The sequence below is a fragment of the Spirosoma montaniterrae genome, assembly GCF_001988955.1.
Classification (GTDB): domain Bacteria; phylum Bacteroidota; class Bacteroidia; order Cytophagales; family Spirosomataceae; genus Spirosoma; species Spirosoma montaniterrae.
The window spans coordinates 2,859,466-2,881,041 of the sequence record NZ_CP014263.1; the positions used below are offsets into that span (position 1 = coordinate 2,859,466).

A 21,576-nucleotide genomic window follows, 5' to 3' on the forward strand; every position below is an offset into this window, starting at 1 on the left:
AAACGTTAAAAATGAATCATTACTTCAGTCACTAACGCGTCGGTATCATTAACGCGGTCATTGGCCCGTTTATAGGCCAGAATCAGCACCTGATGCGCAATGGTAAACTGTACACCTGTAATCAGGGCAGCAATGTCATGCCGTCCCGAAATCCAGTCGGCCAGCAGCCCAACGTGCTTCGTAATGGGTTGCTCGATACCTCCGATGAACGTGAAAGGCGACAAGGGAACTCGTTGTTGCATTGGTTCAACCAAGCCATTTAACCCAATCAGGTTAGTTGTACGAAACCCAAACACATGCGATGACCCGTAGCTCAGCCCGCCCGTTAGCCGGGTGCGCGAAGGCCACAGCCGCGTGCTTACATGACTATAAATCCAGCCACCAACGCGATCACGATTGGTGTTCTTTTCGGGTCCAACAGCGGCATACACCATCTGTCCAACCGACAACTTTCGTTCGCGAAACGTTCCGACGTCTTCTCCTTTACGAAGTGGCACAATCGTTTTGTAGCCAATGCCCGCAGCCACATTACCAGTTCCTGGCGAACCAACATTCACCAATGAAACAGCTAACTCGGTACGGTTGGCAATGCCATAAGTAAAAAAATTAAAACTATTCCATTTCAGTTTGCTGTTTTGACTCGCCCATTGGCTTTCGTGCGTGAACTCGATGTGCCCACGTTTGGCGACATCGGCACTCGGAATACCCGCAATCAGCGATTGACCTAACGATTTGTTTTCTGCCAACAAGACTAAACTCGCTACTATGCACGTCGAAATCCATGCAGTTGACTTCACAGAAAGCGTACTTATTGGCGGTAGTCCTGAAATATCCACAGTAAAATTAGTTTGTTCATAAATTTGATAGTAAGTTGCTAACGTTTGATAGTTTTACTATCCTTTTTTGAAACAACCCTTCTTCACAGAAGGTTTTTCTATTGGATTAGAATATTATTAGAAACTCCAAAGCCAGACATATGGAATATTCGGTACACGTGCGCATGAATGAGCGGCTGTTTCTGCGCGATCCCGAAGGGTCTGATCTCGGACGGCGCATCGTTCGGCAGGGAATTTTATTATTTGATGAGGTTGGTTTTGAAGAAGCTACCTTCAGAAAATTAGCCGACCGCATGGGTACTAAGGAAGCCAGCATTTACAGGTATTTTGAAAATAAGCATCGGCTATTGGTGTACCTGATTGCCTGGTATTGGCAGTGGCTTGATTTTCAGTTGGTTTTTCAGACCAATAACCTCAACGACCCGGCTGATAAGTTAGAAAAACTGCTGAACCTGCTGTTGCTCACTGACATCGACCAGCCGCTGAGCGACGACATCGACGTGCGGGCCTTGCATAATATCGTTGTACGCGAGGCCAGCAAAGCCTACCTGACCCGGCACGTTACAGAAGACAACCGGCAGCAGCTCTTCAAACCTTATAAAGACCTTTGTACTCGCATTGCCGACATCATTCTGGCCTATCGACCCGATTATCCGTATGCTCGTTCGCGAGCCAGTTCACTCATTGAAACGGCCCATTATCAAACATTCTTCATGGATAACCTGCCTTCACTTACCGATTTTGGCAACCCGAAAGATGAGAAAAAACTCTTCGACTTTGTGCGGCATCTGCTGTTTTCGTCATTAGAGTCTCCGGTTTTCGTGGAGTAGCAGGGCTTCCTGTACAACGGAATATTCCAGCGAATCACCTCGCGCACCTCATCGGACGAGGTCAGTAAAATGCCCCGTAACCAACGCAAAATTTGCTGTTGAGGGGGCATTTGCTGAAGAATATAATCGTCGACGGTCATAGTTTTGCAGTAAACGAACAAAGACGAACTCTTTTCGCTTTACCAGATACGTATCCTGGTAAAGTGCGCTTGTGTTTCCGAAAGTTCGTGAGTAAATAAAATTCTGCAAAACGTTATTCTGTGAAAAGGTGGATTGCTATCGGTCTCGTCATTCTTGTAGTGGGGGGGATTATTGTGTACAATAAAGTATTACACCCCGCACCAGGGTCTACACCGGGTGGTGGCGGTTCACGAAGTGAAGGTGCCAAAGGAGGTTCTGGTGGGGGCCCGGGTGGTGGTGGCCCGGCTAATGTCAATGGCTTCGTGGTCGTGTCGCAGCGGCTGCGCGAAGACGTAGTTGCCAGTGGTTCGCTGCTGGCTGCCGAGCAGGTCGACATTTACCCAGAAATTTCGGCACGCATCACCCAACTCAACATTCGCGAAGGCCAGCCCGTTGCCAAAGGCGCATTACTGGTGAAGCTATTCGATGCCGACCTGCGGGCGCAACTCCTCAAACTACAGGCGCAGGCTGATAACGCCCGCCGTACCGAAGAACGAAACAAACAACTGCTGGCGCGGGGTGGTATCAGCCAACAGGAATATGATATTGTAACGACCAACCTGCGGTCGTCGCTGGCCGACATTGAGTTGGTCAAAGCCAATTTGCAGCGCACCGAAATTCGCGCACCTTTTGCGGGTGTTATTGGTCTGCGTAATGTAAGTTCAGGGGCGGTTGTTTCGCCCAACACGCTGATTGCCCGCCTACAGCAAACATCGTCGCTTAAACTTGACTTTTCAATTCCAGAAAAATACGGCCCGGCGGTACGCACTGGCAGCAGCGTTTCGTTTTTAGTTGACGGAGCCGCTAAGCCAAGTCAGGGCGTGGTCTATGCCATTGAACCCGGTGTAGAAGAGCAAACCCGCAACCTGCGCATCCGGGCACGGGTCAACAATACGTCGCTGGGATACAGACCCGGCACGTTTGCCCGCGTCACGCTCACCATTCAGAATGAGCAGAGTTTGGTTGTGCCCACACAGGCGGTTATCCCCCAAACCCGTACCAATCAGGTGATTGTGGTGAAAAATGGGAAAGCGCAGTTTAAAGACGTTACAACGGGGCTGCGTACAGCGGGGGTGATTCAGATTTTGTCGGGCCTCGCTGTGGGCGATACCGTAGCTACCACCGGACTATTATTCCTGAAACCCGACGCACCGGTGAAAATCGGCAGAGTGATCACTTTATCCGGCAGTGGGCCAAAAATAGCCAGTAACTAAGTTATAAAGTTGTAGAGTTATAAAGTTATAAAGTTGGCTTTCATCAGGCGAACTCCAGAACTCAAACTCTACAACCTTATAACTCAACAACTTTATAACTCAACAAATGTCTCTCCCCGAACTTAGTCTCAACCGACCCGTTTTCGCGATGGTGATGTCTATCGTGATTGTGCTGTTCGGCGTTATCGGATTTACATTTCTCGGCGTTCGGGAATACCCCGCCATCGACCCGCCAGTTATTACGGTGCGGACCAACTACACGGGTGCTAACCCTGATATTATCGAGTCGCAGATTACGGAACCCATCGAGAAGTCGCTGAATAGTATAGAAGGCATCCGTACCATTTCCTCGAACAGTTCGCTGGGAGCGAGCACCATCACGGTTGAGTTTAACCTCGACGCCGATCTCGAACGAGCCGCCAACGACGTGCGCGACAAGGTGGCGCAGGCTCAGCGACTGCTGCCGCAGGACGTTGATGCCCCCCCGGTAGTGACAAAGGCCGACGCCAACTCGGACCCCATCATTTTTATGACCGTTCAGAGTACTTCCCGCAACGCCACACAACTCTCGGACTATGCCGAAAACGTGTTGCAGGAACGCGTACAAACCATTCCGGGCGTTAGTCAGGTAAATATTTACGGGCTGAAACGTCAGGCCATGCGGCTCTGGATCGACCCCATCAAATTGTCGGCCTACCGCCTGACAACCCAGGATATTCAGAATGCGCTGAACGCACAGAACGTGGAACTGCCGGGCGGTAAAGTATACGGCAACGCTACCGAGCTGACCGTGAAAGCGGTGGGGCGGCTCGTATCGGAAGACGACTTCAACAACCTTATTCTACGCCAGACCAGCAACCAGATTGTGCGGTTTAAAAACGTTGGTTACGCCACGCTGGGGGCCGAAAATGAAGAAACCATCTCGAAGCAAAATGGGGCTGTGGGTGTGATTTTGGTGCTGATTCCGCAGCCGGGAGCCAACTACGTGAGCATTGCCGATGAGTTCTACAAACGATTCGATCAACTCAAAAAAGACCTCCCCGACGATATTATTACCGGTGTCGGCATCGACCGGTCTATCTTCATTCGGAGGGCCATCGAAGAAGTGGGCGAAACGCTCATTATTTCGTTCATACTGGTTGTGCTGGTCATTTATTTCTTTTTCCGCGACTGGCTTATTGCCTTCCGCCCGCTCATCGATATTCCGGTGTCGCTGATTGGTGCGTTCTTCATTATGTACATGGCCGACTTTAGTATCAACGTGCTGACATTGCTGGGAATCGTGCTGGCAACCGGGCTTGTGGTAGACGACGGCATTGTAGTGACAGAGAACATCTTCAAGAAGATTGAAGAAGGCATGGACACCAAACAGGCGGCTAAAGAAGGCTCGAACGAGATTTTCTTTGCCGTACTGGCTACGTCGATTACGCTCGCCATTGTGTTTCTGCCCATTATCTTCCTCGAAGGGTTCGTGGGGCGACTATTCCGCGAGTTTGGCATTGTGGTGGCTGGTGCCGTACTGATTTCGGCCTTCGTTTCGCTCACGCTAACGCCCGTATTGAGCGTGAAACTAACCTCGAAAGACCACGGCAAGGGGAGTTGGTTCTACAAAAAAACCGAACCGTTTTTTCAGTGGCTCGACCGTTCGTATCGCAATTCGCTCGGCGGTTTCATGCGCAAACGAGTCTGGGCACTGGTAATGATTGGTGCCTGTATTGCTATGATCGTTGGCGTTGGATCCCTGTTAAAGTCAGAACTGGCCCCGCTCGAAGACCGTAGCCGAACACGTCTGGTCATTACCTCGCCCGAAGGTACAAGCTACGAAGCACAGGCTGGCCTGACCGACCGGGTGATGCAGTTCGTACTCGATTCTGTTCCTGAAACTAAACTGGCCTTCAGTGTAGTAGCACCGGGTTTTACAGGGTCAGGAGCCGTGAATAGTTCGTTTGTAATCGTAAACATGAGCGACCCGTCGGAGCGGACACGGTCGCAGCAAATGATTGTCGATTACCTGAACAAGAACATGCGGAAATTTAACGAAGCCCGCATCTTCGCTACCCAGGATCAGACCATTCAGGTAGGCCGGGGCGGTGGTTTGCCCGTGCAGTTCGTGATTCAGAACCTGAACTTCGAGAAGTTGCGCGAGAAATTACCCACGTTTCTGGAAGAGGTGCAGAAAGACCCCACCTTCCAGAACTCAGACGTTGATCTGAAATTCAATAAACCTGAACTGAACATCACCATCGACCGGGAAAAAGCTACCAACCTCGGCATATCGGTGCAGGACGTGGCACAGACGCTGCAACTTGCGCTGAGCAACCGGCGGCTGGCCTACTTCCTGATGAACGGCAAGCAGTATCAGGTAATTGGGCAGGTCGACCGCGCCGACCGCGACGCTCCTGTTGATCTGGCGTCGTTCTACGTGCGCTCGAATCAGGGCGAACTGATTCAGTTGGATAACCTCGTAAAATTTTCGGAGGTGAGCAGCCCCCCGCAGGTTTTCCACTACAATCGCTTCAAATCGGCAACGGTGTCGGCGGGGCTGGCTCCCGGCAAAACCATTGGCGATGGCGTAACGGCGATGCAGGCCATTGCTGCCCGCACGTTAGACGAAAGTTTCCAGACGGCCCTCTCCGGCCCCTCACGCGACTACGCCGAAAGTTCTTCCAACACGCTGTTTGCCTTCGGACTGGCCCTGATTTTAGTGTATTTGGTACTGGCCGCGCAATTCGATTCGTTCGTTGATCCCTTTATCATCATGATTACCGTACCGCTGGCGTTGGCCGGGGCTGTGTTCTCGCTCTGGATGTTCAACCAGACGCTGAACATTTTCAGCCAGATTGGTATCATTATGCTGGTGGGCTTAGTCACGAAAAACGGGATTCTGATCGTTGAATTTGCCAACGAACAGCGACTGCTGGGTAAAAACAAGTTTGACGCTGTGCGTGAAGCTGCCGCCATGCGCCTTCGCCCAATCTTGATGACCACGCTCGTAGCCGCCTTTGGTGCGCTGCCACTGGCTCTCGCGCTGGGTTCGGCCTCGAAAAGCCGGATTCCGCTTGGTATCGTCATCGTAGGCGGATTACTGTTCTCACTCGTGCTGACGCTCTACGTCGTGCCGGTAATTTACACGTACCTGAGCCGCCGAAAAGACGTTGAAAAACGCCCCTCGCCCCAACCCGAAGGCCGCCCAACCGGCGACACGACGAAGCCCGAAGAAATGGAAGTACGGGTATAGAGCCGATCTTAGTTACCCCCGCCGAATGGCCTGCACGGTGATAATGGTTGGGGCCGACTGGTAGAAATCGAAAAGTGCGCGGCCCAGCAGTTCGTGGCCCACAGCATTGAGTTGGGCGGGGTGTTGCGTCTGAAAATATTCGTCGCGGGGTTGAATTACCGAATTAACGTCGAAAACGCTGAACGCCTGATTGCCCGCCCGGCGCAACAGGGCAGTTCGACATTGACGTTGTTGCCATCGGCTCAGCCGGGTGCTGGCGGGCATAGGTGTCATCAGCAACACCGTACACCGGTACGGACGCAGCCGCTTCAACAGGACCGACAGCGTTTGTGTGCGCGGAGTTGTGTAGCGGCTCCACAGTGCCTGAACGCCTGTTTTCAAACCATGCAGTAGCTGAGTGAATCGATAACGGCTTCGCGGTATTTGCACAGGTGACGACCACAAAGCCGGGAGCAGAAGCTGACACGGTTGCTGAACAGGGGCGGTCTGCACTACGGGTTGCAGCAGCGTAGCGTCGGTTTGTAAAATAATCAGATCATATTGATGTAACGGCAGCGTCGACAAGCTCGACAGGGCCTGCGGCATGGTCAGATACGGCTGTGCTTCAACCGACACCGACTGCCCGGTACGCATCATTTGCTGAACGAAATGCGCCAGATAGCTGCGCTGCCCGGCAGGCAAACCGTAGCCAAAAATATGTCCATCGCCGAGTACTAATACATTCATACCTTCACGCCGACGAGGTGAGTAGGCCCGTCATCTTTCTTTACGTCGTTTTTTTTAGGAACGTGGCAACATTGGCGAAAATTTTTCGTTTCCAGCCCGCCCGGTGCAACACTTGCGAAACAAGTTGCGTACTATATTTACTTATGGTCTAAACCTACCGAGCGTTGCTATTCAGAAAGTCTCCCTCCTTCTCGGAAACCGACCTGCCCGGCGTTATTCGCGCTTGCCGGGCCAACGACCCGCGTGCGCAGCGAACGCTTTTCAAACAATTTTTCGGGTATGCCAAAAGCATCTGTCTGCGCTATACGGCCAGCGTTGAAGAGGCCGAAGACGTGCTGAATGAAGGATTTTTAAAAGCGTTTCAAAACCTCAATAACTACGACGAAAATTTACCGTTCAAAGCATGGCTGCGCACCATTCTGGTGAATACGGCCATAAGTCACTACCGCAAAAACCAGCGTCACGAGCAGCAAACCTCATCGCTCGAAACGGGCGAACAGGTAGCGTTTAATGAAAGCGTAGTTGATGCGATAGCCGCCGAAGAAATTCTGGCGTTGGTGCAGCAGCTAACACCAACCTACCGAACCGTGTTTATGATGCACGTGGTAGATGGCTACAGCCTGCACGAAATAGCCGAACTGCTCGAACTCAATGAAGCTACGGTGCGCTCAAACTATGCCCGCGCCCGGCAAAAATTGCAGGTACTCATCAAACAAACGGACACCTATCTACTCAAGAACGGCCCTGAGGCCCCACGCTATTATGAATATTGATCGTTTTGGCGATAGCATCCGGCGAAAACTGGAAAGCATCCGGCCCGACTATACCGAGCGGGACTGGGCGCGGATGCAGGCCACACTTCAGCAAGCCCAGTTGCAGACCAACGGTATGGCCGAACCCGTTGTCAGGCCATTGTGGGCAAATAGAACAGCCTGGCTGGCGGCTGCCATGATCAGTACGGTAGTTCTGTTTGCACATAACGTATGGCAACGCCAGCAAATCAAGGAGTTGCGTCGGTCAGTGCAGGCGTTGAACCAGCCGAAAACAACGGCTTCGTCGCGCCCTGCTTCGCCTTCGCAGGTCGATACGGTGTACATCACCCGGTATGTGCCGCTGTCGTCGAATTCGGCGAATAGTACGCCCGACGCAGTAACACAACGCCCGGAGTCGGTGGCTGAACTGTATGTCCGAACCGAAGTCCCGGCAATGCCCACCGGTCGTTCATCGGGTCAGTCTGTTACTGCAAAACCCTCTTCTAACTCAACCCTTTCGAGACCTACAGTGGCCTATGAAAAAAACAATACATCCCGTCAGACCAATCCAGTAACATTACCCGCCCAGAACAATCAGACGCTGCCGAGTGACAATATCTCCCGGATTGCCCCATCCGTTCGACAGACCGAGACTGTTTCCGGCAATCCGCCGAACGTAGCTACTTCGGAAGGCAATAGTCAGATCATACGTGCCGAGCCGCCAACTGAGCCAGCTACGGAAGCGATCCAGATCAATGCGCTTGCCAGTAAAGTGATGCTACCCGAATCGGTTGATTGGGGTAAAGCACTGAACCGCCGGGCCAGGCCGATTCGGGAGCAGGCCGTGGCAGCTACGATCCGTGAAAATCAAACCGCGCCTGAGAGCCAGCCCGTAAAGACGCCTGTTCAGTTCCGATTGGGCGTAGCGTCCGACATAAACCGCTTGGCCTGGTCAGTGGGTGCTGTTGGTGAATTGGTTATCGGCAAAAACTGGGTAATCGGCTTAGGATTAGTTCGAAGCAACCAGCTTATGGGCCGCTTTCTGACTGATTTTGAGTTCAATACCCAAACCAGACGCGATTTTCGGCGCGAATTCGCCCGTGGTCTCGACCCCCGGCGCGAAGTACTCAACATCGATGTGCGGCAGGTACAATTGCAGATTCCGATAACGTTGTCGTACCGGGTGCCGCTAAGTCGGTCGGTGGCTATTGCGCCCAACATCGGCACCTATATCAGCCTAAGCAATCGCGAAACCGTGTCATTCTATTACCGCGAGGCATTCAACAAGTTTGATGAAGCTCGTTTCAGCGACAATCGCCCGGTTGAACTAATGAACAATTACACGGTCGGAACCAATCTGGAGTGGCAGCGCGGCCATTGGGCTGCTCAGGGCGGGCCACTACTCACTGTACCGCTCAAAACCACTCCCCGGTGGGAAGCCAGCACGGCATTAGGTGCGCGGCTTCGGGTCATGTATGTGTTTTAAAAAACTATGCCACCCCTGCACGGAGTGGCATAGTTGCTATTGAGCCGACACGCGCCAGATGCGACCGGCAGCATCATCGGCTACGAGCATTGAGCCATCGGAAGCCACTGTTACGCCCACGGGTCGGCCATGTACGTCTTTATCCTGACCTGCCACAAAGCCCGTCAGGAAATCTTCGGGTTTACCCGGTTTGCCATCGCTGAACGGCACGAAAACGACTTTGTATCCCGAAAATTCGGAACGATTCCAGGAGCCGTGCTGCCCAATAAATGCGCCATTTCGGTACTTCTCCGGGAAGGTTTTGCTGTCATAAAACGCCAGTCCCAGCGAAGCCGTATGCGCGCCCAGCGGCACATCAGGCATTACTGCCTTTTTGACCAAATCAGGGCGTTCTCCCTTCCGGCGCGGGTCTTCGTTCGGCCCGAAATAACTGTACGGCCAACCGTAAAATGCACCTGATTTTACGCTCGTCAGGTAATCGGGCACGAGGTCATCGCCCAGCTCATCGCGCTCATTCACAGCCGTGTACAATGTCTGGGTTCCGGGGTGCCAATCCATGCCCACAGGGTTGCGCAGGCCGCTGGCATAGATGCGTTCGCCGGTGCCGTCGGGGTTGATTTCGAGAATACAGGCCCGGCGCACTTCGTGTTCCATACCGTTCTCGCCCACGTTGCTGCCCGACCCTACCGATACATAGATTTTCTTCCCATCGGGGCTGGCAAGCAGGTTGCGCGTCCAGTGATTATTATATCCACCGGCGGGCAGATCCAGAATTTTCTTCCCTGCCGATGTCATTTTGGTTTGCCCGGCCTTGTACGGAAACATGAGCAGCGCGTCGGTGTTAGCAACGTAAAAGTTATTGCCCAGTACGAGCATCCCGAATGGCTGATTCAGTCCGGTCAGAAACGTTTCGCGCTGGTCGGGTTTGCCGTCGTTGTTGGTATCGCGCAGAAGGGTGATGCGGTTTGCGCTTTCGCCCGACCGCTCCGATTTGTTGCGGCCCGTTACGGCACTCACTACTTTTTTAACACCTTTGCGCTCGGTATTCGACTCAGCCACAAACACGTCGCCGTTGGGAGCCACGTAAATCCAGCGCGGGCTTTCCAGATCACGGGCGTATTCGGTCACGCTAAAGCCCGCCGGAGCCTGGGGCGTTTTACCATCGGGCCAGCCAACAACCTTGCTGAACTTTGTCGATGATTTCGTGGCATAGGGCGCAGGCAGTTCGAGCGGCTGGGCCGTTGTTTGCACCGAAGCACCCGTCGCATTTTCGTCTTTTTTCTGACCACAGGCCAGCAGCGTAGCAACCAGAGCTAAACAAAAGAAGGGACTTGCTCTCATAACGTTGTGTTTATACTAATTTGATTTTAATTGCCACATGGCTGACGCGGGTGAGACGCAAAGGGTTGCGTCTCTACAATCGACCATCCGGCGTAGAGACGCAACCCTTTGCGTCTCACCCGCGCCAGCCAGCAAACCCTTTGCGTCTCACCGCGTCAGCCATCCGCTACACCTGATTCAATTTTGTATTAAATCAAGAATGGTTAACAGAAACGAATGCGCCACTATCGGAAGTAACGACACTCGTCTCTATTAACCATTATTCCCTCTACCCGGTTTTAACTACTCTTTCTTCGCCGATAATTCCGTACCCTGAATGGTCAGCGTGAGGCCCGTAACGGCTTTTGTGGCTGCGTCGCGAATAAACGTGATGATAGAACCGTATGAACTGGTCGATTGATACATATCGGCTTTGGGCTGCTTGACTAATTTGTTTTTGCCGTAGCTATCGGCTTCGCCAAATAACTCGCCCTTCTCAGCCGTGACCGCAAATTTGTTTATTGGGCTACCGCTGCTAAACGTATATGAGCCAGCGTAGGCACTGAGCGAATCGGTAGTGGCGGTTGTCTGCGCCTGAGCAGCAGCAGATACGGCGAACAGCAGCGTCAGGCAGAATAGTATTGTTTTCATCGATTGGTTGGCTTGGTTTGTCTGATTACAAGGTTACAGAAAATTGGGCATACGGGATTGGCCCTTTATAAAAAACTTCGCTGACGGCTTCCATGCCGAATCGTCGGTAAAAGTCAGCCGCGTCGAGCCGGGCGTCGCACCAGAGCGTAGAGGCACCCAGCCGCCGGGCTTCGGCAATGACGTGGTTCATCAACTGTGTACCGATACCCTGCCGCTGCCGGTCGGGCCGGGCGGCAAACTTCCGAAAGCGGGCAACGTTTCCCTCGACAAACAGCGAGATGACAGCCACTAATTCGTCGGCCTGAAACGCGCCGTAGTGATGTCCCTCGGCATCATTCTCCACTTTTACATAATCGAACGGCTTGTCTGGCCACAGCACGGCGTGGCGGAGCGGGTACGTCTGTTCGGGCGCGATGGGTCGAATCGTTATCATCAGAATGGCAGTTTTCCCAAATCAACATTTCCGCCGGTTAAAATAATACCGATTTTTTGCCCTGCGAAGCGATCCGGGTGTTTCAAAACAACGGCCAACGGCACGGCGCAGGAAGGTTCGACAATGATTTTCATACGCTCCCAGATCAGCCGCATGGCCGCGATGATTTCGGGATCAGACACGGTCAGAATATCGGTAACGTGCTGACGGATGATGCTCAATGTTCGGTCGCTGAGGGTGGTTAGCAGGCCATCGGCAATGGTATCTACAAACGGTGCTTTTTCGACCTGCCCGCTCCGAAACGACAGCACAGCATCAGCCGCACCTTCGGGTTCGCCCGCTACGACGCGCGTTATGGGCGAGAGATAATGAGCTATGAGGGCCGTGCCGCTCAACAGTCCTCCCCCACCCACGGGGGCCAAAATCGTATCCAACGGTGCATCGGTTCCAATGTCTTCAATTAATTCTTTGGCGGCTGTAGCCTGCCCGGCAATCACGCGCTCATCATCGAACGGATGTACCAGCACGGCCCCCGTTTGGGCGATCACGTCGCGCACACCCTGTTCGCGGGCTTCGAGCGTTGGCTCACACTCAATCACTTCGGCACCGTAATCACGCACGGCATCTTTTTTCACCTGCGGGGCTGTACGCGGCATTACGATGTAGGCGGGCATACCCACCTGCCGGGCCGCATAGGCCACCGCCTGTGCATGGTTGCCCGACGAATGCGTGGTGATGGCCGTTCCTTCACGGTTTTGGGCCACCTGCAACACAGCATTCACACCACCCCGCGCCTTGAATGCCCCGATTTTCTGAAAGTTCTCGCATTTGAAATACAGGTCGGCCCCGGCGCGTTGGTTTAAGGTATGATTGGTCAGCACGGGCGTTCGGTGGATGTAAGGCCGAATGCGGTCGTGGGCGTCGCGGATAGATTCGAGCGAAATCATGCTTTGTGTTCATTGGTCAGGGTTCAAAGTTTACCATTCAAAGTTTATTGTCCAAAAACCTTGACCAATGACTATCGAACGATGAACTTTGAGCCTTAGAAACCGCTAAACCTTTTTTGGGTATGACACTCAACCGCCGTTTATTTATTGCACAGATTACCGGAGCCGCTGCCGGGCTGGCCTTTCTGCCCGATGCCTTTGCCGCTCCGGCGAAGAAAAAAATGTTCTTCGACATTTCGCTGGCCGAGTGGTCGCTCCATAAAGAACTGTTTGCCAAAAAGATAACGAACCTCGATTTCCCCGGCCTTGCCCGCAAAGAGTTCGATATCAGCATCGTGGAATACGTCAGCACGTTTTTCAAAGACAAAGCCGAAGATAAAACGTACCTGAACGACTTGCTGGCCCGCTGCAAAGACAACGGCGTGAGCAACCACCTCATCATGATCGACGGTGAGGGCGGGCTGGCCGAACTCGACGCGGCCAAACGCAGTCAGGCGGTCGATAACCACAAAAAATGGGTTGAATGCGCCAAATACCTCGGCTGCAAAACCATTCGTGTAAATGCCTACGGACAAGGCACCGCCGAAGAGGTGCAGAAAGCCGCCATCGACGGTCTGGGCAAGCTGGGCGAGTTTGCCAAACCCGTTGGTATCAACATCATTGTCGAAAACCACGGCGGCTATTCATCCAACGGGCAATGGCTGGCAACGGTCATGAAACAGGTAGGCATGAAGAACGTGGGAACGCTGCCCGACTTCGGCAACTTCTGCATCAAGCGCAACAGCACCGACTGGAAAATCTGCGAAGACCAGTACGACCGCTATCAGGGTACGCAGGAGCTAATGCCCTTTGCCAAAGGCGTTTCGGCCAAAAGCTACGATTTCGACGCGCAGGGCAACTGCATCGAAACCGACTACAGCCGCATCATGAAAATCGTGAAAGACAGCGGCTTTAAAGGCATCGTCGGCATCGAATACGAAGGCGATAAAGACGACGAACGCACGGGCATCCGCAAAACAAAAGCCCTGCTCGAACGGGTTGGCGTTACGGTCTAAACAGTAACGCGGGTGGAAATCCGCATGGTACCAAACTAACGAATGCGGGTTCCCATCCGCGTTACTTCATGCAAACGACTCAACTCCTTACCGCTAATTTTATTGGCAACGACGCAGTTACTGGTGACAATGACGTGTTTCAGGCATTTGCCCCCGCGCAGGGTGAAACACTGGCCGATGAGTTTACCAACGTAACGCCCGAACAGGCTGATCTGGCCGTTGAAAAAGCGGCTGCTGCCTTTGGGCCATACAGCCGACTGCACCCGCACGAACGCGCGACTTTTATTGACGCCATTGCCGCTGAAATCGACGCGCTCGGCGACGCGCTCATTGACCGCGCCGTGCTGGAAAGCGGCCTGCCCACGGCCCGCCTGACGGGCGAACGGGGCCGCACTACGGGGCAACTGCGGCTGTTTGCCAATCTGTTGCGCGAAGGCTCGTGGGTCGATGCCCGCATCAACCCGGCCCTGCCCGACCGGCAGCCTTTGCCCCGCCCCGATTTGCGCCGGATGCTGGTGCCACTCGGCCCGGTGGTGGTGTTTGGCGCGAGTAATTTTCCGCTGGCGTTTTCGGTGGCCGGGGGCGATACGGCTTCGGCACTGGCCGCTGGCTGTCCGGTGGTGTGCAAGGCGCACCCGTCGCACCCCGGCACGTCGTCGCTGGTGGGGGTAGCCATTGCGCGGGCGGCAGAAAAAACGGGGATGCCCGATGGCGTTTTTTCGCTGCTCCACGCCGACAATGAAGTGGCGCAGAGTTTGGTAGCGCATCCGGCCATCAAAGCGGCAGGCTTTACGGGGTCGCGCCGGGGTGGACTGGCTTTGTTGCGCGTGGCGCAGGAACGGCCCGAACCGATTCCGGTATACGCTGAAATGAGCGCGGTAAATCCGGTAGTGATTCTGCCCGGAGCCATTGCCGACAATGCGCCAAAGGTAGCGGCTGGTTTGGCGGCTTCGATTACGCTCGGCGTTGGGCAGTTTTGTACCAATCCTGGTCTGGTGTTTTTGCTGGAGTCAGACCAAACCGAAGCGTTTCTGGAGACCGTGGCCGAGAAAATACGGGCGTCGGCTCCGGCTACGATGCTCAACGCGGGCATTTGTTCGGCCTATCAAAAAGGCGTTCAGCACATTCGGGTTATGCCAGGCGTTCACCTGCTGGCCGAAGCCGACACCGACGCCGACCCAACCCGCACCGAAGGCCGGCCCGCCGTGCTGACCACCACAACCCCGCTTTATCTGAGTAATGACGAACTGAGTCAGGAAATCTTCGGTCCCAGTTCATTGATCGTGGTTTGCCAGGATGAAAGCGAACTGGCCGAATGCATCGCGTCGCTGGAGGGGCAGCTTACGGCCACGCTTTACGCCACGCCCGACGAACTGCGCCCATCGGCTTACAACTGGATTGACCTGTTGCAGAACAAAGCTGGTCGCGTACTGTTTGGCGGCTTCCCAACGGGCGTAGAAGTGGCCGAAGCCATGACCCACGGCGGCCCCTTCCCGGCCACCACCGACAGCCGCACTACCTCCGTTGGCACGGCGGCTATTCTGCGCTGGGTGCGGCCCATCACCTATCAAAGTTTCCCCGACGAGCTATTGCCATTAGCTTTGCAGAATGCCAACCCCCTCGGCATCTGGCGAAATGTGGACGGAGTGATGACGAAATAGGCTGGTGAATTCATAAGCGAAGTACACATGTGCAACAGCATTTGTCGCCTATCTATTTACTTGGAACCGTTAGAATGTGTATACTTGTGCATCGGCTCAACACGCGTACTTTGCAATTATTGAAATACAGACTAATGATTCAACGCTTAATGTCAAATATGTGATTACCAATCGTTTAACATTAAGCGTTATTGCGTACAATAATACGTTGGGCGGTCGCCATCCGTGAGCGTTCATTTCCGGGTTTCGCGCGACAGGTTGCTGGCCGCTGGAGCTGTCGGGCGGTCTGTTGGGGTGCCTCGGCTGACAAATAGCACTTACGTGAGTTTGGGGCCTTTTTCCGTGTTTCGGCTTCCGGTTGACCAGCCGCACTTGCGTAAGTGGCAGACTTTATTGTTATTGGTCAGAGGGTTCTATCTCGGTCAGTTCGTTATGAATGTCCATTTTAACCAATGTATTTGCCCCTCTCTCTTCTTCGTATTCTTGGAGTAATGAAACTAAAAAATTGTCGCCTATATCCAAGGTTTGCAGTGGCCCTCTTTTGGGATAAACATATAGGAGACAGATTTCATCTGTCTGAGTATCGGCAAATGCAATGAGTCTGAATCCGTTGCTTTTACTCAGCTTTAAACTTGAATGAGCCACCCTAATCTTTAGAGCATAACGCGTTTCATTTTTTAGCAACTGAACGTTGCTTTTAGTCAGAGTAGTGACATCCTTGCCGTCCAACTCATTGCAAATATCAACCTTACATGAAATATAATTATGCTTGGGTTTCTTGTAGAGTTGCCTTAAAGCATCACGAAACTTTTTTGTAGAACTTACAATCAAATCTAAAGACGACTAAAGAGTGATAGCAAATTTGAATTAGCTTTATAAGTTACATGAACGTTGATTGTATCTGAAATAATTTCTTTCAGTTGCGCCACTTGCTCGCTGTAAGACCGGATTGCAACACCCATTGCAGGGGCAAATGCACTTTTCTCTAATTTAATCCGTGTTTTAGTCACAGCATTAAGCAAACTCTTTAGCGATGGAAGTGCGTTATATACAGAATTACTATTTAAGTTGAGTTCAAGTATCAACTTTTCGTTTAAGTCACTAAATTTGGCAGTGAAGTCGTTGAAATCAGCAGATAATTCATTGGCTAAGTCAAAGTATTCGTCTGAACCAATTGCTATCCTTTCGCTGCTTCGCTTTGAAACGGCTTCGTTTTCTTGAAAAACTTCACAAATCGTTTCTTCTATAGCAACCATCTCTCAATTAAAATTTGCGTTACTTTGTTACGGGTGTTCTACGACTGCCTGTTACAAAGTAACGCAAATTTTCGGAACTTCGTTTAAAAATTTTAGCAACGAAACAGGTACAGCTTTTCGCTCCGCGCTGCCACCTCTCGTTCGACAGGTTGCAGGCCGATAGGTCGGAGTTGAGGCTCCCAACACGTCCATGTGTGTAAAGGCTTCCTTCGGTCGCCATCACCACATGGGGGCGTTGGTGTTCGTCTAAGCCGGGCTTTCGTATGACAGGCCGCATGTCCCGATTGGGCAGCTCTATACTCCCATTTCAGCGTTTCGGGCGACACTGCGAACACCCCGATTGGGTAGTTTTAGGCTTCCATGTCTGGGTCTTGTCGGCGACAGACTAACCACCCCTATAACACTATTTTTATACTAAATTAGCTCTATGAAAATTCAAGAGATGAGCAATGAGGCTTTGCTCAAACGGAAAAAGATAACAGAAGTCGCAACGGCTACACTCGCTGGCTTGCTTACGGTCCTGCTGATTGCAGCCCTATTTCTGTGCTTCACAAAGGAATTATCCATTGGACTCTCCTTGGTCATCATTCCTTTGGCTTTGTCTCCTATTCTGTACATCAACATCAATGACGTGAGAATTGTCAAGAGGGAGCTACAGAATCGAAACCAAGTGCTTTGACTCCGCTTCGCATAAGATGATTTTGGGTGACAAGTATTACGCGTCCTGAGAGGTAGTTACACATCAATCCCATAAGTGAACCACGCCCCGATATAGTATTAGTTTACGTAGTAATTGAACCCCGTGTTCTCAATAGTAAATTCATACACGCTACCGTCATGCTGAGAATATTCCTGACCTTAGCCTTTATTCATGTTAGCTTTAGTGGTAAAAGTCAGTCTGTACTTGACACCCTAACCTATCAGGAAAAAGTTCGGGGCATTTCTACCTTTTGGAAAGAAGCAGCCTACAACTTTGTTTTTTTTGACAAGATCGCTGTCGATTGGGACAGTGCTTATTGCGCTTATCTACCGCGAGCAATAGCTGCCAAGAATGTACTCGAGTACTATCAGGTACTCTCTGACTTTGCCACTTTGTTAAAGGACGGCCATACCGGCATTTTTACACCTGACTATTTTTGGAAGGAAATAGGCCCTCCTCCTCTCCAATTACGCCGAGTTGGAAGCAAATATTTTGTCTCCCGAATTGATGAGCGTTTAGTCGATGAAATCGCTGTTGGTACTGAAGTCATTCGCATCAACAACGAAATGCCTTCTGATTTTCTCGCACGACGAAATTCATTGAATGGCTTGAAAGGCACGGAGCTAACGTTCACTTTTCAAGACAATCTAAAGCAGTCTTATTCAAAAACCCTGAAACGTGTTGCAGGCAAAGAGCAAGTAAACTATCTCCCGCCCTTGACTTGGGTGCCCTTTCAGCATAAGCAGTTAAATCAGACAATGTATTATGTCAGGATTAACACATTCGCCGACAGTACAGTAGTAGCCAGATTCAGAGATATTTTACCCCAAATTCAACAAGCAAAATATCTGATTCTGGACGTTCGTGAAAATGGAGGTGGCAACAGTATGTATGCCCGTAAGATTGCGGAGCATTTAGTTGATAGAGACTACGTTGTAGGGTCTGCCTGGCGGGCGAGGGTACATAACTCAGTCAAAAAAGCTTACGGATCTTTTGCCGCAGCAGGTTATAAGAGCAAAGAAACCATTGAAAACAAGGACTACTTTTTCAATACTAATTGGGAGTTTCACCCTGGCGATACAACCCGTATTTCTAATGAGGTTACGAAAGTTAAAATTCCGATTCTGGTTCTGATAGGCCCACGAACCTTTTCGGCTGCGGAGGATTTTCTAATTTATTTAGATGGCTCTAAACATATCCAAACTTTGGGTCAGTCGACTGCTGGTAGTTCCGGACAGCCATTGTTACTCAAATTACCTAAAGGGCTATCGGCAAGAATCTGCTCAAAACGAGACACATACCCAGACGGACGGGAGTTTATCAATATTGGTATCAAGCCAGATATATTTGTCGAAAAACGTGCAGAGGATTATTTGAGTGGGATAGACAGCGAATTACAAGCAGCTATCAATCATCTTATAGATCAGCGCAGATGATTGATGATTGAAGTTTTTTGCTCCGTGTTAAAAGACGTGAACTCCTGAGTACAGACCAACGAATTGTCAATAGTCTATGACCATTGTACGCACTTTGCCATGCTCGAATTTGTACACGTGGTTTAGTTGTTGATCGCTCAACACCTGGCCGCTCAGGTCTTTAATAACCTGACGAACTTTGATGGCAATTTGACCGTCGGGCTTGGTCTCAAACGAGAGGGGTTCTACTGTAGGGTCGATTTGTTGCCATTGGCGAAGCCAGTAGGCCCGTACTTCATCATGGCCCGACACATAGCCCCCCTCCCAGCCGTTCGGCCAGGCCACATCGGTGTGCATGTGCGCTACTATCGCATCAATGTGGCGAGCATTGAAATCCTTGTAAAGTTGACGCAAAAGTGGCTGATAATCCATGACTTGACGAACGGTTTTGGTTTCATTAGTTGGTAAACCAAAAGTAGGCCAAGCTCAACACAGCCAAGTGTCGGTAACGATTGAGATTTTGACGGATTTGCTTGAGACTGCTCCAGTAGTTTTTACTGTCTATTTCAAGCTTCCCATCCCGCCATCTACGCCAATCACCTGCCCGGTAATCCACCCTGCCTGATCGGAAAGCAGGTAAGCAGCCATACCGGCAATGTCGGCAGGAGAACCGTAGCGGCTTAGTGGGTGACGTTTGTTGGCAGCTTCGCGTTTGGTATCGTCGGCGAGCAGAAACTGAGCCATTGGCGTATCGGTCAGAGACGGGGCCACGGCGTTGACGCGGATGTTGAACGGCGCAAATTCTGCCGCCAGCGACTTTGCCAGCCCTTCAACCGCCGATTTCGCTACCGATACCGACGAGTGCATACCCATACCAAGTTTCGAGGCCACCGTGCTAAACAGCACAACACTGGCTGCTTTCGACTTTTTCAACGCCGGATACGCAGCATGAATCACCGATACCGCACCCAATACGTTGATTTGCAAATCATGTTGAAAATCGCTGATTGTCAGCCGCTGAAACGGCTTGAGATTAATGGTGCCGGGGCAATAAACCAACCCGTGCAACACGTCGGGGAGTTGGCGGTCCGGCGTTCCGGTAAATGCATCGGTGGCCGGGGTTTGGCTTGCTGCATCCCACGTAAAATGGGTGGATTGAATGCCGTCGGGTTGTGTCCGACCGGCGGTGAAGAGCGTAGCACCCTCCTGTTGAAGCTGTTGCGCCAGCGCGTGGCCGATGCCCGAACTCGCGCCAACGATCAAAATGTTTTTCATTAAACGAGTTGTGAAGTTGTACGATTGTGAAGTTGTAAAGTCCATTCGGTAAAGCGTGTGCTTCAGCCAACTTTACAACTTCATAACGTTACAACTTTACAACCCATCAGATAGTTACGTTCGAGCAACTGATATAACGCAGAAACTCCTGCCGGGTAGCTTCGTCCTCAAACTTGCCGCCGTAAGCTGCCGTGATGGTAGAACTGTTTACGTCATGCACGCCCCGTGTCGATACACAGAGGTGTTTGGCGTCAACGATAACCGCAACATCTTCGGTTTCAAGTACTTTCTTGAGTTCGTCGGCAATCTGCACCGTCAGGCGTTCCTGCACCTGCGGGCGTTTGCTGAAGTACTCCACAATCCGGTTCAGCTTCGACAAACCGATCACTTTCCCGCTCGAAATGTAAGCAACGTGTGCTTTACCGATAATGGGTACAAAGTGATGCTCGCAGTACGTCTGCACCAGAATATCCTTCTCTACCAGCATTTCGTTATACCGAAACTTGTTATCGAAGAGCGTCGGCGCGGGCTTATTTTCAGGATTTAGCCCCCGAAAAATCTCTTTCACGTACATTTTAGCTACGCGCCGGGGCGATCCTTTCAGACTATCGTCGGTGAGGTCGAGCCCCAGAATACCCATGATTTCGCGAAAGTGTTCTTCAATCAGGTCAATTTTGGTATCGTCGTCCAGATCAAAAGCATCGGGGCGCATGGGCGTATCAATTGAGGCTGCACCATGTTCATCGCCAATAGCATCAATGAGTTGATCAACGTCATGACTATGGCCGTTGAGGGTGTGGCCGTTGTGCTTTCCATTCAGGTGATTTCCGTTAAGCGGGGTATTCGACGAAATTCCGTTCAGTTTCATATAATTTGACTTTTAGGTCTAAGCCCTCGCTTAGCTGATTGCGTAGAATGTTGTAAATGACAATGGCAATGTTTTCTGCCGATGGGTTCAAATCGGCGAACTCTTCGGTGTCCATGTTGAGGTTTTTGTGGTCGAACCGATCCGTAACGTGTTCTTTAATAAGGTCGCTAAGCACCTTCATATCAACGACGTAGCCGGTTTCAGGATCAACCGGGCCAGTAACCTGTACGATTAGCTCGTAGTTATGGCCGTGGTAATTGGGGTTGTTGCACTTGCCGTACACGCGGGCATTTTTCTCGTCCGACCAGTTTGGGTTATTCAGACGGTGAGCCGCGTTGAAGTGTTCTTTGCGAAACACAGCAACCCGTGGGGCATCGGCCCAAGATGTTGTCATAGAAGCGAGGAATCGAAAAATGGTTCGATCAACCTGTCGTTACAAAGTATGTGTACAACACAGGCAGACGGCAGGGTGTTGAACATTAACAGCCCTTTAGTGTGCGAATGGTACTGAAATAACCCAGAAATCACGTATTCTGTTCAACTTTTATCTCCAAAAATTAAACAAGCTATCTTCAGTACACTTATACAACAAGGGGGGCTGGCTCTTTGTTCCTGAGGGATCTGGAGGGTATTTGAATCGTGCAACTCGCCTGACGATACCCCGCCCTAAGAGATGCCCGCTGGCGCAAAACTGACTCTGCCCAAGACAAATAGATGGGTTAAAAAACAGTTC

At 51.5% G+C, this 21,576-nt stretch carries 21 protein-coding genes; 9 read left to right on the top strand and 12 right to left on the bottom strand.

The genetic code is table 11. The annotated features are described in order from the left end of the window. Positions 1-5 precede the first annotated feature (5 nt). A complete protein-coding gene (locus tag AWR27_RS12415) occupies positions 6-797 on the bottom strand; it encodes a hypothetical protein (RefSeq protein WP_157579200.1) in 792 nt (263 codons plus the stop codon). A gap of 179 nt (positions 798-976) precedes the next feature. On the opposite strand from AWR27_RS12415, the gene AWR27_RS12420 reads away from it, so the two are divergent. The 3 genes from AWR27_RS12420 to AWR27_RS12430 all read left to right on the top strand — a co-directional run bounded on the left by AWR27_RS12420 (position 977) and on the right by AWR27_RS12430 (position 6,298). After that, the gene (locus AWR27_RS12420) at positions 977-1,666 is read left to right on the top strand and encodes a TetR/AcrR family transcriptional regulator (RefSeq protein ID WP_077131462.1); all 690 of its coding nucleotides are present in this window, start codon (positions 977-979) and stop codon (positions 1,664-1,666) included. A gap of 260 nt (positions 1,667-1,926) precedes the next feature. Next, positions 1,927-3,060 (top strand): efflux RND transporter periplasmic adaptor subunit, encoded by a 1,134-nt coding sequence (locus tag AWR27_RS12425; protein WP_077131463.1) that lies wholly within the window; start codon positions 1,927-1,929, stop codon positions 3,058-3,060. A gap of 106 nt (positions 3,061-3,166) precedes the next feature. After that, on the top strand, positions 3,167-6,298 hold the full coding sequence (locus AWR27_RS12430) for an efflux RND transporter permease subunit (RefSeq protein ID WP_077131464.1): 3,132 nt from the start codon (positions 3,167-3,169) through the stop codon (positions 6,296-6,298). A gap of 12 nt (positions 6,299-6,310) precedes the next feature. Here the strand turns inward: AWR27_RS12430 and AWR27_RS12435 are convergent, their stop codons facing one another. Further along, positions 6,311-7,024, bottom strand: coding sequence for a hypothetical protein (locus AWR27_RS12435; RefSeq protein ID WP_077131465.1), 714 nt, complete (start codon positions 7,022-7,024; stop codon positions 6,311-6,313). A 164-nt stretch (positions 7,025-7,188) separates the two neighbouring features. On the opposite strand from AWR27_RS12435, the gene AWR27_RS12440 reads away from it, so the two are divergent. Then, positions 7,189-7,797 carry an RNA polymerase sigma factor gene (locus AWR27_RS12440; RefSeq protein ID WP_077131466.1) on the top strand — a complete coding sequence of 203 codons (609 nt, stop codon included), beginning with the start codon at positions 7,189-7,191 and terminating at the stop codon, positions 7,795-7,797. Then, positions 7,787-9,262 (top strand): hypothetical protein, encoded by a 1,476-nt coding sequence (locus tag AWR27_RS12445; RefSeq protein ID WP_077131467.1) that lies wholly within the window; start codon positions 7,787-7,789, stop codon positions 9,260-9,262. The genes AWR27_RS12440 and AWR27_RS12445 overlap by 11 nt, the downstream gene beginning before the upstream one ends. A gap of 36 nt (positions 9,263-9,298) precedes the next feature. On the opposite strand, the gene AWR27_RS12450 is transcribed toward AWR27_RS12445, so the two are convergent. The 4 genes from AWR27_RS12450 to AWR27_RS12465 all read right to left on the bottom strand — a co-directional run bounded on the left by AWR27_RS12450 (position 9,299) and on the right by AWR27_RS12465 (position 12,613). Further along, positions 9,299-10,603, bottom strand: a complete 1,305-nt coding sequence (locus AWR27_RS12450) for a PQQ-dependent sugar dehydrogenase (protein ID WP_077131468.1) — start codon at positions 10,601-10,603, stop codon at positions 9,299-9,301. A 282-nt stretch (positions 10,604-10,885) separates the two neighbouring features. After that, positions 10,886-11,233 carry a DUF3471 domain-containing protein gene (locus tag AWR27_RS12455; protein WP_077131469.1) on the bottom strand — a complete coding sequence of 116 codons (348 nt, stop codon included), beginning with the start codon at positions 11,231-11,233 and terminating at the stop codon, positions 10,886-10,888. A gap of 25 nt (positions 11,234-11,258) precedes the next feature. Then, positions 11,259-11,666: a GNAT family N-acetyltransferase gene (locus AWR27_RS12460; protein WP_077131470.1), complete on the bottom strand. Its 408-nt coding sequence runs from the start codon at positions 11,664-11,666 to the stop codon at positions 11,259-11,261. Beyond that, positions 11,666-12,613, bottom strand: a complete 948-nt coding sequence (locus AWR27_RS12465) for a threonine ammonia-lyase (protein WP_077131471.1) — start codon at positions 12,611-12,613, stop codon at positions 11,666-11,668. Before AWR27_RS12465 ends, AWR27_RS12460 begins: the two co-directional genes overlap by 1 nt. A 122-nt stretch (positions 12,614-12,735) precedes the next feature. Between AWR27_RS12465 and AWR27_RS12470 the strand changes: the two genes are divergently transcribed. Next, positions 12,736-13,668, top strand: coding sequence for a sugar phosphate isomerase/epimerase family protein (locus tag AWR27_RS12470; RefSeq protein ID WP_077131472.1), 933 nt, complete (start codon positions 12,736-12,738; stop codon positions 13,666-13,668). A gap of 68 nt (positions 13,669-13,736) precedes the next feature. Beyond that, on the top strand, positions 13,737-15,329 hold the full coding sequence (locus tag AWR27_RS12475) for an aldehyde dehydrogenase (NADP(+)) (RefSeq protein ID WP_077131473.1): 1,593 nt from the start codon (positions 13,737-13,739) through the stop codon (positions 15,327-15,329). A 396-nt stretch (positions 15,330-15,725) separates the two neighbouring features. On the opposite strand, the gene AWR27_RS12480 is transcribed toward AWR27_RS12475, so the two are convergent. Next, positions 15,726-16,160, bottom strand: coding sequence for a hypothetical protein (locus AWR27_RS12480; RefSeq protein WP_077131474.1), 435 nt, complete (start codon positions 16,158-16,160; stop codon positions 15,726-15,728). A 2-nt stretch (positions 16,161-16,162) separates the two neighbouring features. After that, positions 16,163-16,585 carry a hypothetical protein gene (locus tag AWR27_RS12485; RefSeq protein ID WP_077131475.1) on the bottom strand — a complete coding sequence of 141 codons (423 nt, stop codon included), beginning with the start codon at positions 16,583-16,585 and terminating at the stop codon, positions 16,163-16,165. Positions 16,586-17,012: 427 nt separating this feature from the next. Between AWR27_RS12485 and AWR27_RS12490 the strand changes: the two genes are divergently transcribed. Both AWR27_RS12490 and AWR27_RS12495 read left to right on the top strand, forming a co-directional pair. Further along, a complete protein-coding gene (locus AWR27_RS12490) occupies positions 17,013-17,264 on the top strand; it encodes a redox-active disulfide protein 2 (protein WP_232326051.1) in 252 nt (83 codons plus the stop codon). Positions 17,265-17,422: 158 nt separating this feature from the next. Then, positions 17,423-18,721: a S41 family peptidase gene (locus AWR27_RS12495; protein WP_077131477.1), complete on the top strand. Its 1,299-nt coding sequence runs from the start codon at positions 17,423-17,425 to the stop codon at positions 18,719-18,721. 66 nt (positions 18,722-18,787) lie between these two features. Here AWR27_RS12495 and AWR27_RS12500 read toward each other — a convergent pair whose 3' ends face one another. The 4 genes from AWR27_RS12500 to AWR27_RS12515 form a co-directional block, all read right to left on the bottom strand. Then, a complete protein-coding gene (locus AWR27_RS12500) occupies positions 18,788-19,132 on the bottom strand; it encodes a nuclear transport factor 2 family protein (RefSeq protein WP_077131478.1) in 345 nt (114 codons plus the stop codon). A gap of 129 nt (positions 19,133-19,261) precedes the next feature. Then, the gene (locus AWR27_RS12505) at positions 19,262-19,975 is read right to left on the bottom strand and encodes an SDR family NAD(P)-dependent oxidoreductase (RefSeq protein ID WP_077131479.1); all 714 of its coding nucleotides are present in this window, start codon (positions 19,973-19,975) and stop codon (positions 19,262-19,264) included. A gap of 106 nt (positions 19,976-20,081) precedes the next feature. Next, a complete protein-coding gene (folE, locus tag AWR27_RS12510; RefSeq protein WP_077131480.1) occupies positions 20,082-20,843 on the bottom strand; it encodes a GTP cyclohydrolase I FolE in 762 nt (253 codons plus the stop codon). Beyond that, positions 20,806-21,237 carry a 6-pyruvoyl trahydropterin synthase family protein gene (locus AWR27_RS12515; RefSeq protein ID WP_077131481.1) on the bottom strand — a complete coding sequence of 144 codons (432 nt, stop codon included), beginning with the start codon at positions 21,235-21,237 and terminating at the stop codon, positions 20,806-20,808. Before AWR27_RS12515 ends, folE begins: the two co-directional genes overlap by 38 nt. Between the last annotated feature and the right edge of the window lie 339 nt (positions 21,238-21,576).

Excerpts from the sequence above, each read along its gene's own strand:
- AWR27_RS12420 (WP_077131462.1), top strand. The coding sequence starts at position 977 with ATGGAATATTCGGTACACGTGCGCATGAATGAGCGGCTGTTTCTGCGC.
- AWR27_RS12430 (WP_077131464.1), top strand. The coding sequence starts at position 3,167 with ATGTCTCTCCCCGAACTTAGTCTCAACCGACCCGTTTTCGCGATGGTG.
- AWR27_RS12435 (WP_077131465.1), bottom strand. The coding sequence starts at position 7,024 with ATGAATGTATTAGTACTCGGCGATGGACATATTTTTGGCTACGGTTTG.
- AWR27_RS12445 (WP_077131467.1), top strand. The coding sequence starts at position 7,787 with ATGAATATTGATCGTTTTGGCGATAGCATCCGGCGAAAACTGGAAAGC.
- AWR27_RS12450 (WP_077131468.1), bottom strand. The coding sequence starts at position 10,603 with ATGAGAGCAAGTCCCTTCTTTTGTTTAGCTCTGGTTGCTACGCTGCTG.
- AWR27_RS12455 (WP_077131469.1), bottom strand. The coding sequence starts at position 11,233 with ATGAAAACAATACTATTCTGCCTGACGCTGCTGTTCGCCGTATCTGCT.
- AWR27_RS12460 (WP_077131470.1), bottom strand. The coding sequence starts at position 11,666 with ATGATAACGATTCGACCCATCGCGCCCGAACAGACGTACCCGCTCCGC.
- AWR27_RS12465 (WP_077131471.1), bottom strand. The coding sequence starts at position 12,613 with ATGATTTCGCTCGAATCTATCCGCGACGCCCACGACCGCATTCGGCCT.
- AWR27_RS12470 (WP_077131472.1), top strand. The coding sequence starts at position 12,736 with ATGACACTCAACCGCCGTTTATTTATTGCACAGATTACCGGAGCCGCT.
- AWR27_RS12475 (WP_077131473.1), top strand. The coding sequence starts at position 13,737 with ATGCAAACGACTCAACTCCTTACCGCTAATTTTATTGGCAACGACGCA.
- AWR27_RS12485 (WP_077131475.1), bottom strand. The coding sequence starts at position 16,585 with ATGGTTGCTATAGAAGAAACGATTTGTGAAGTTTTTCAAGAAAACGAA.
- AWR27_RS12490 (WP_232326051.1), top strand. The coding sequence starts at position 17,013 with ATGAAAATTCAAGAGATGAGCAATGAGGCTTTGCTCAAACGGAAAAAG.
- AWR27_RS12495 (WP_077131477.1), top strand. The coding sequence starts at position 17,423 with ATGCTGAGAATATTCCTGACCTTAGCCTTTATTCATGTTAGCTTTAGT.
- AWR27_RS12500 (WP_077131478.1), bottom strand. The coding sequence starts at position 19,132 with ATGGATTATCAGCCACTTTTGCGTCAACTTTACAAGGATTTCAATGCT.
- AWR27_RS12505 (WP_077131479.1), bottom strand. The coding sequence starts at position 19,975 with ATGAAAAACATTTTGATCGTTGGCGCGAGTTCGGGCATCGGCCACGCG.
- folE (WP_077131480.1), bottom strand. The coding sequence starts at position 20,843 with ATGAAACTGAACGGAATTTCGTCGAATACCCCGCTTAACGGAAATCAC.
- AWR27_RS12515 (WP_077131481.1), bottom strand. The coding sequence starts at position 21,237 with ATGACAACATCTTGGGCCGATGCCCCACGGGTTGCTGTGTTTCGCAAA.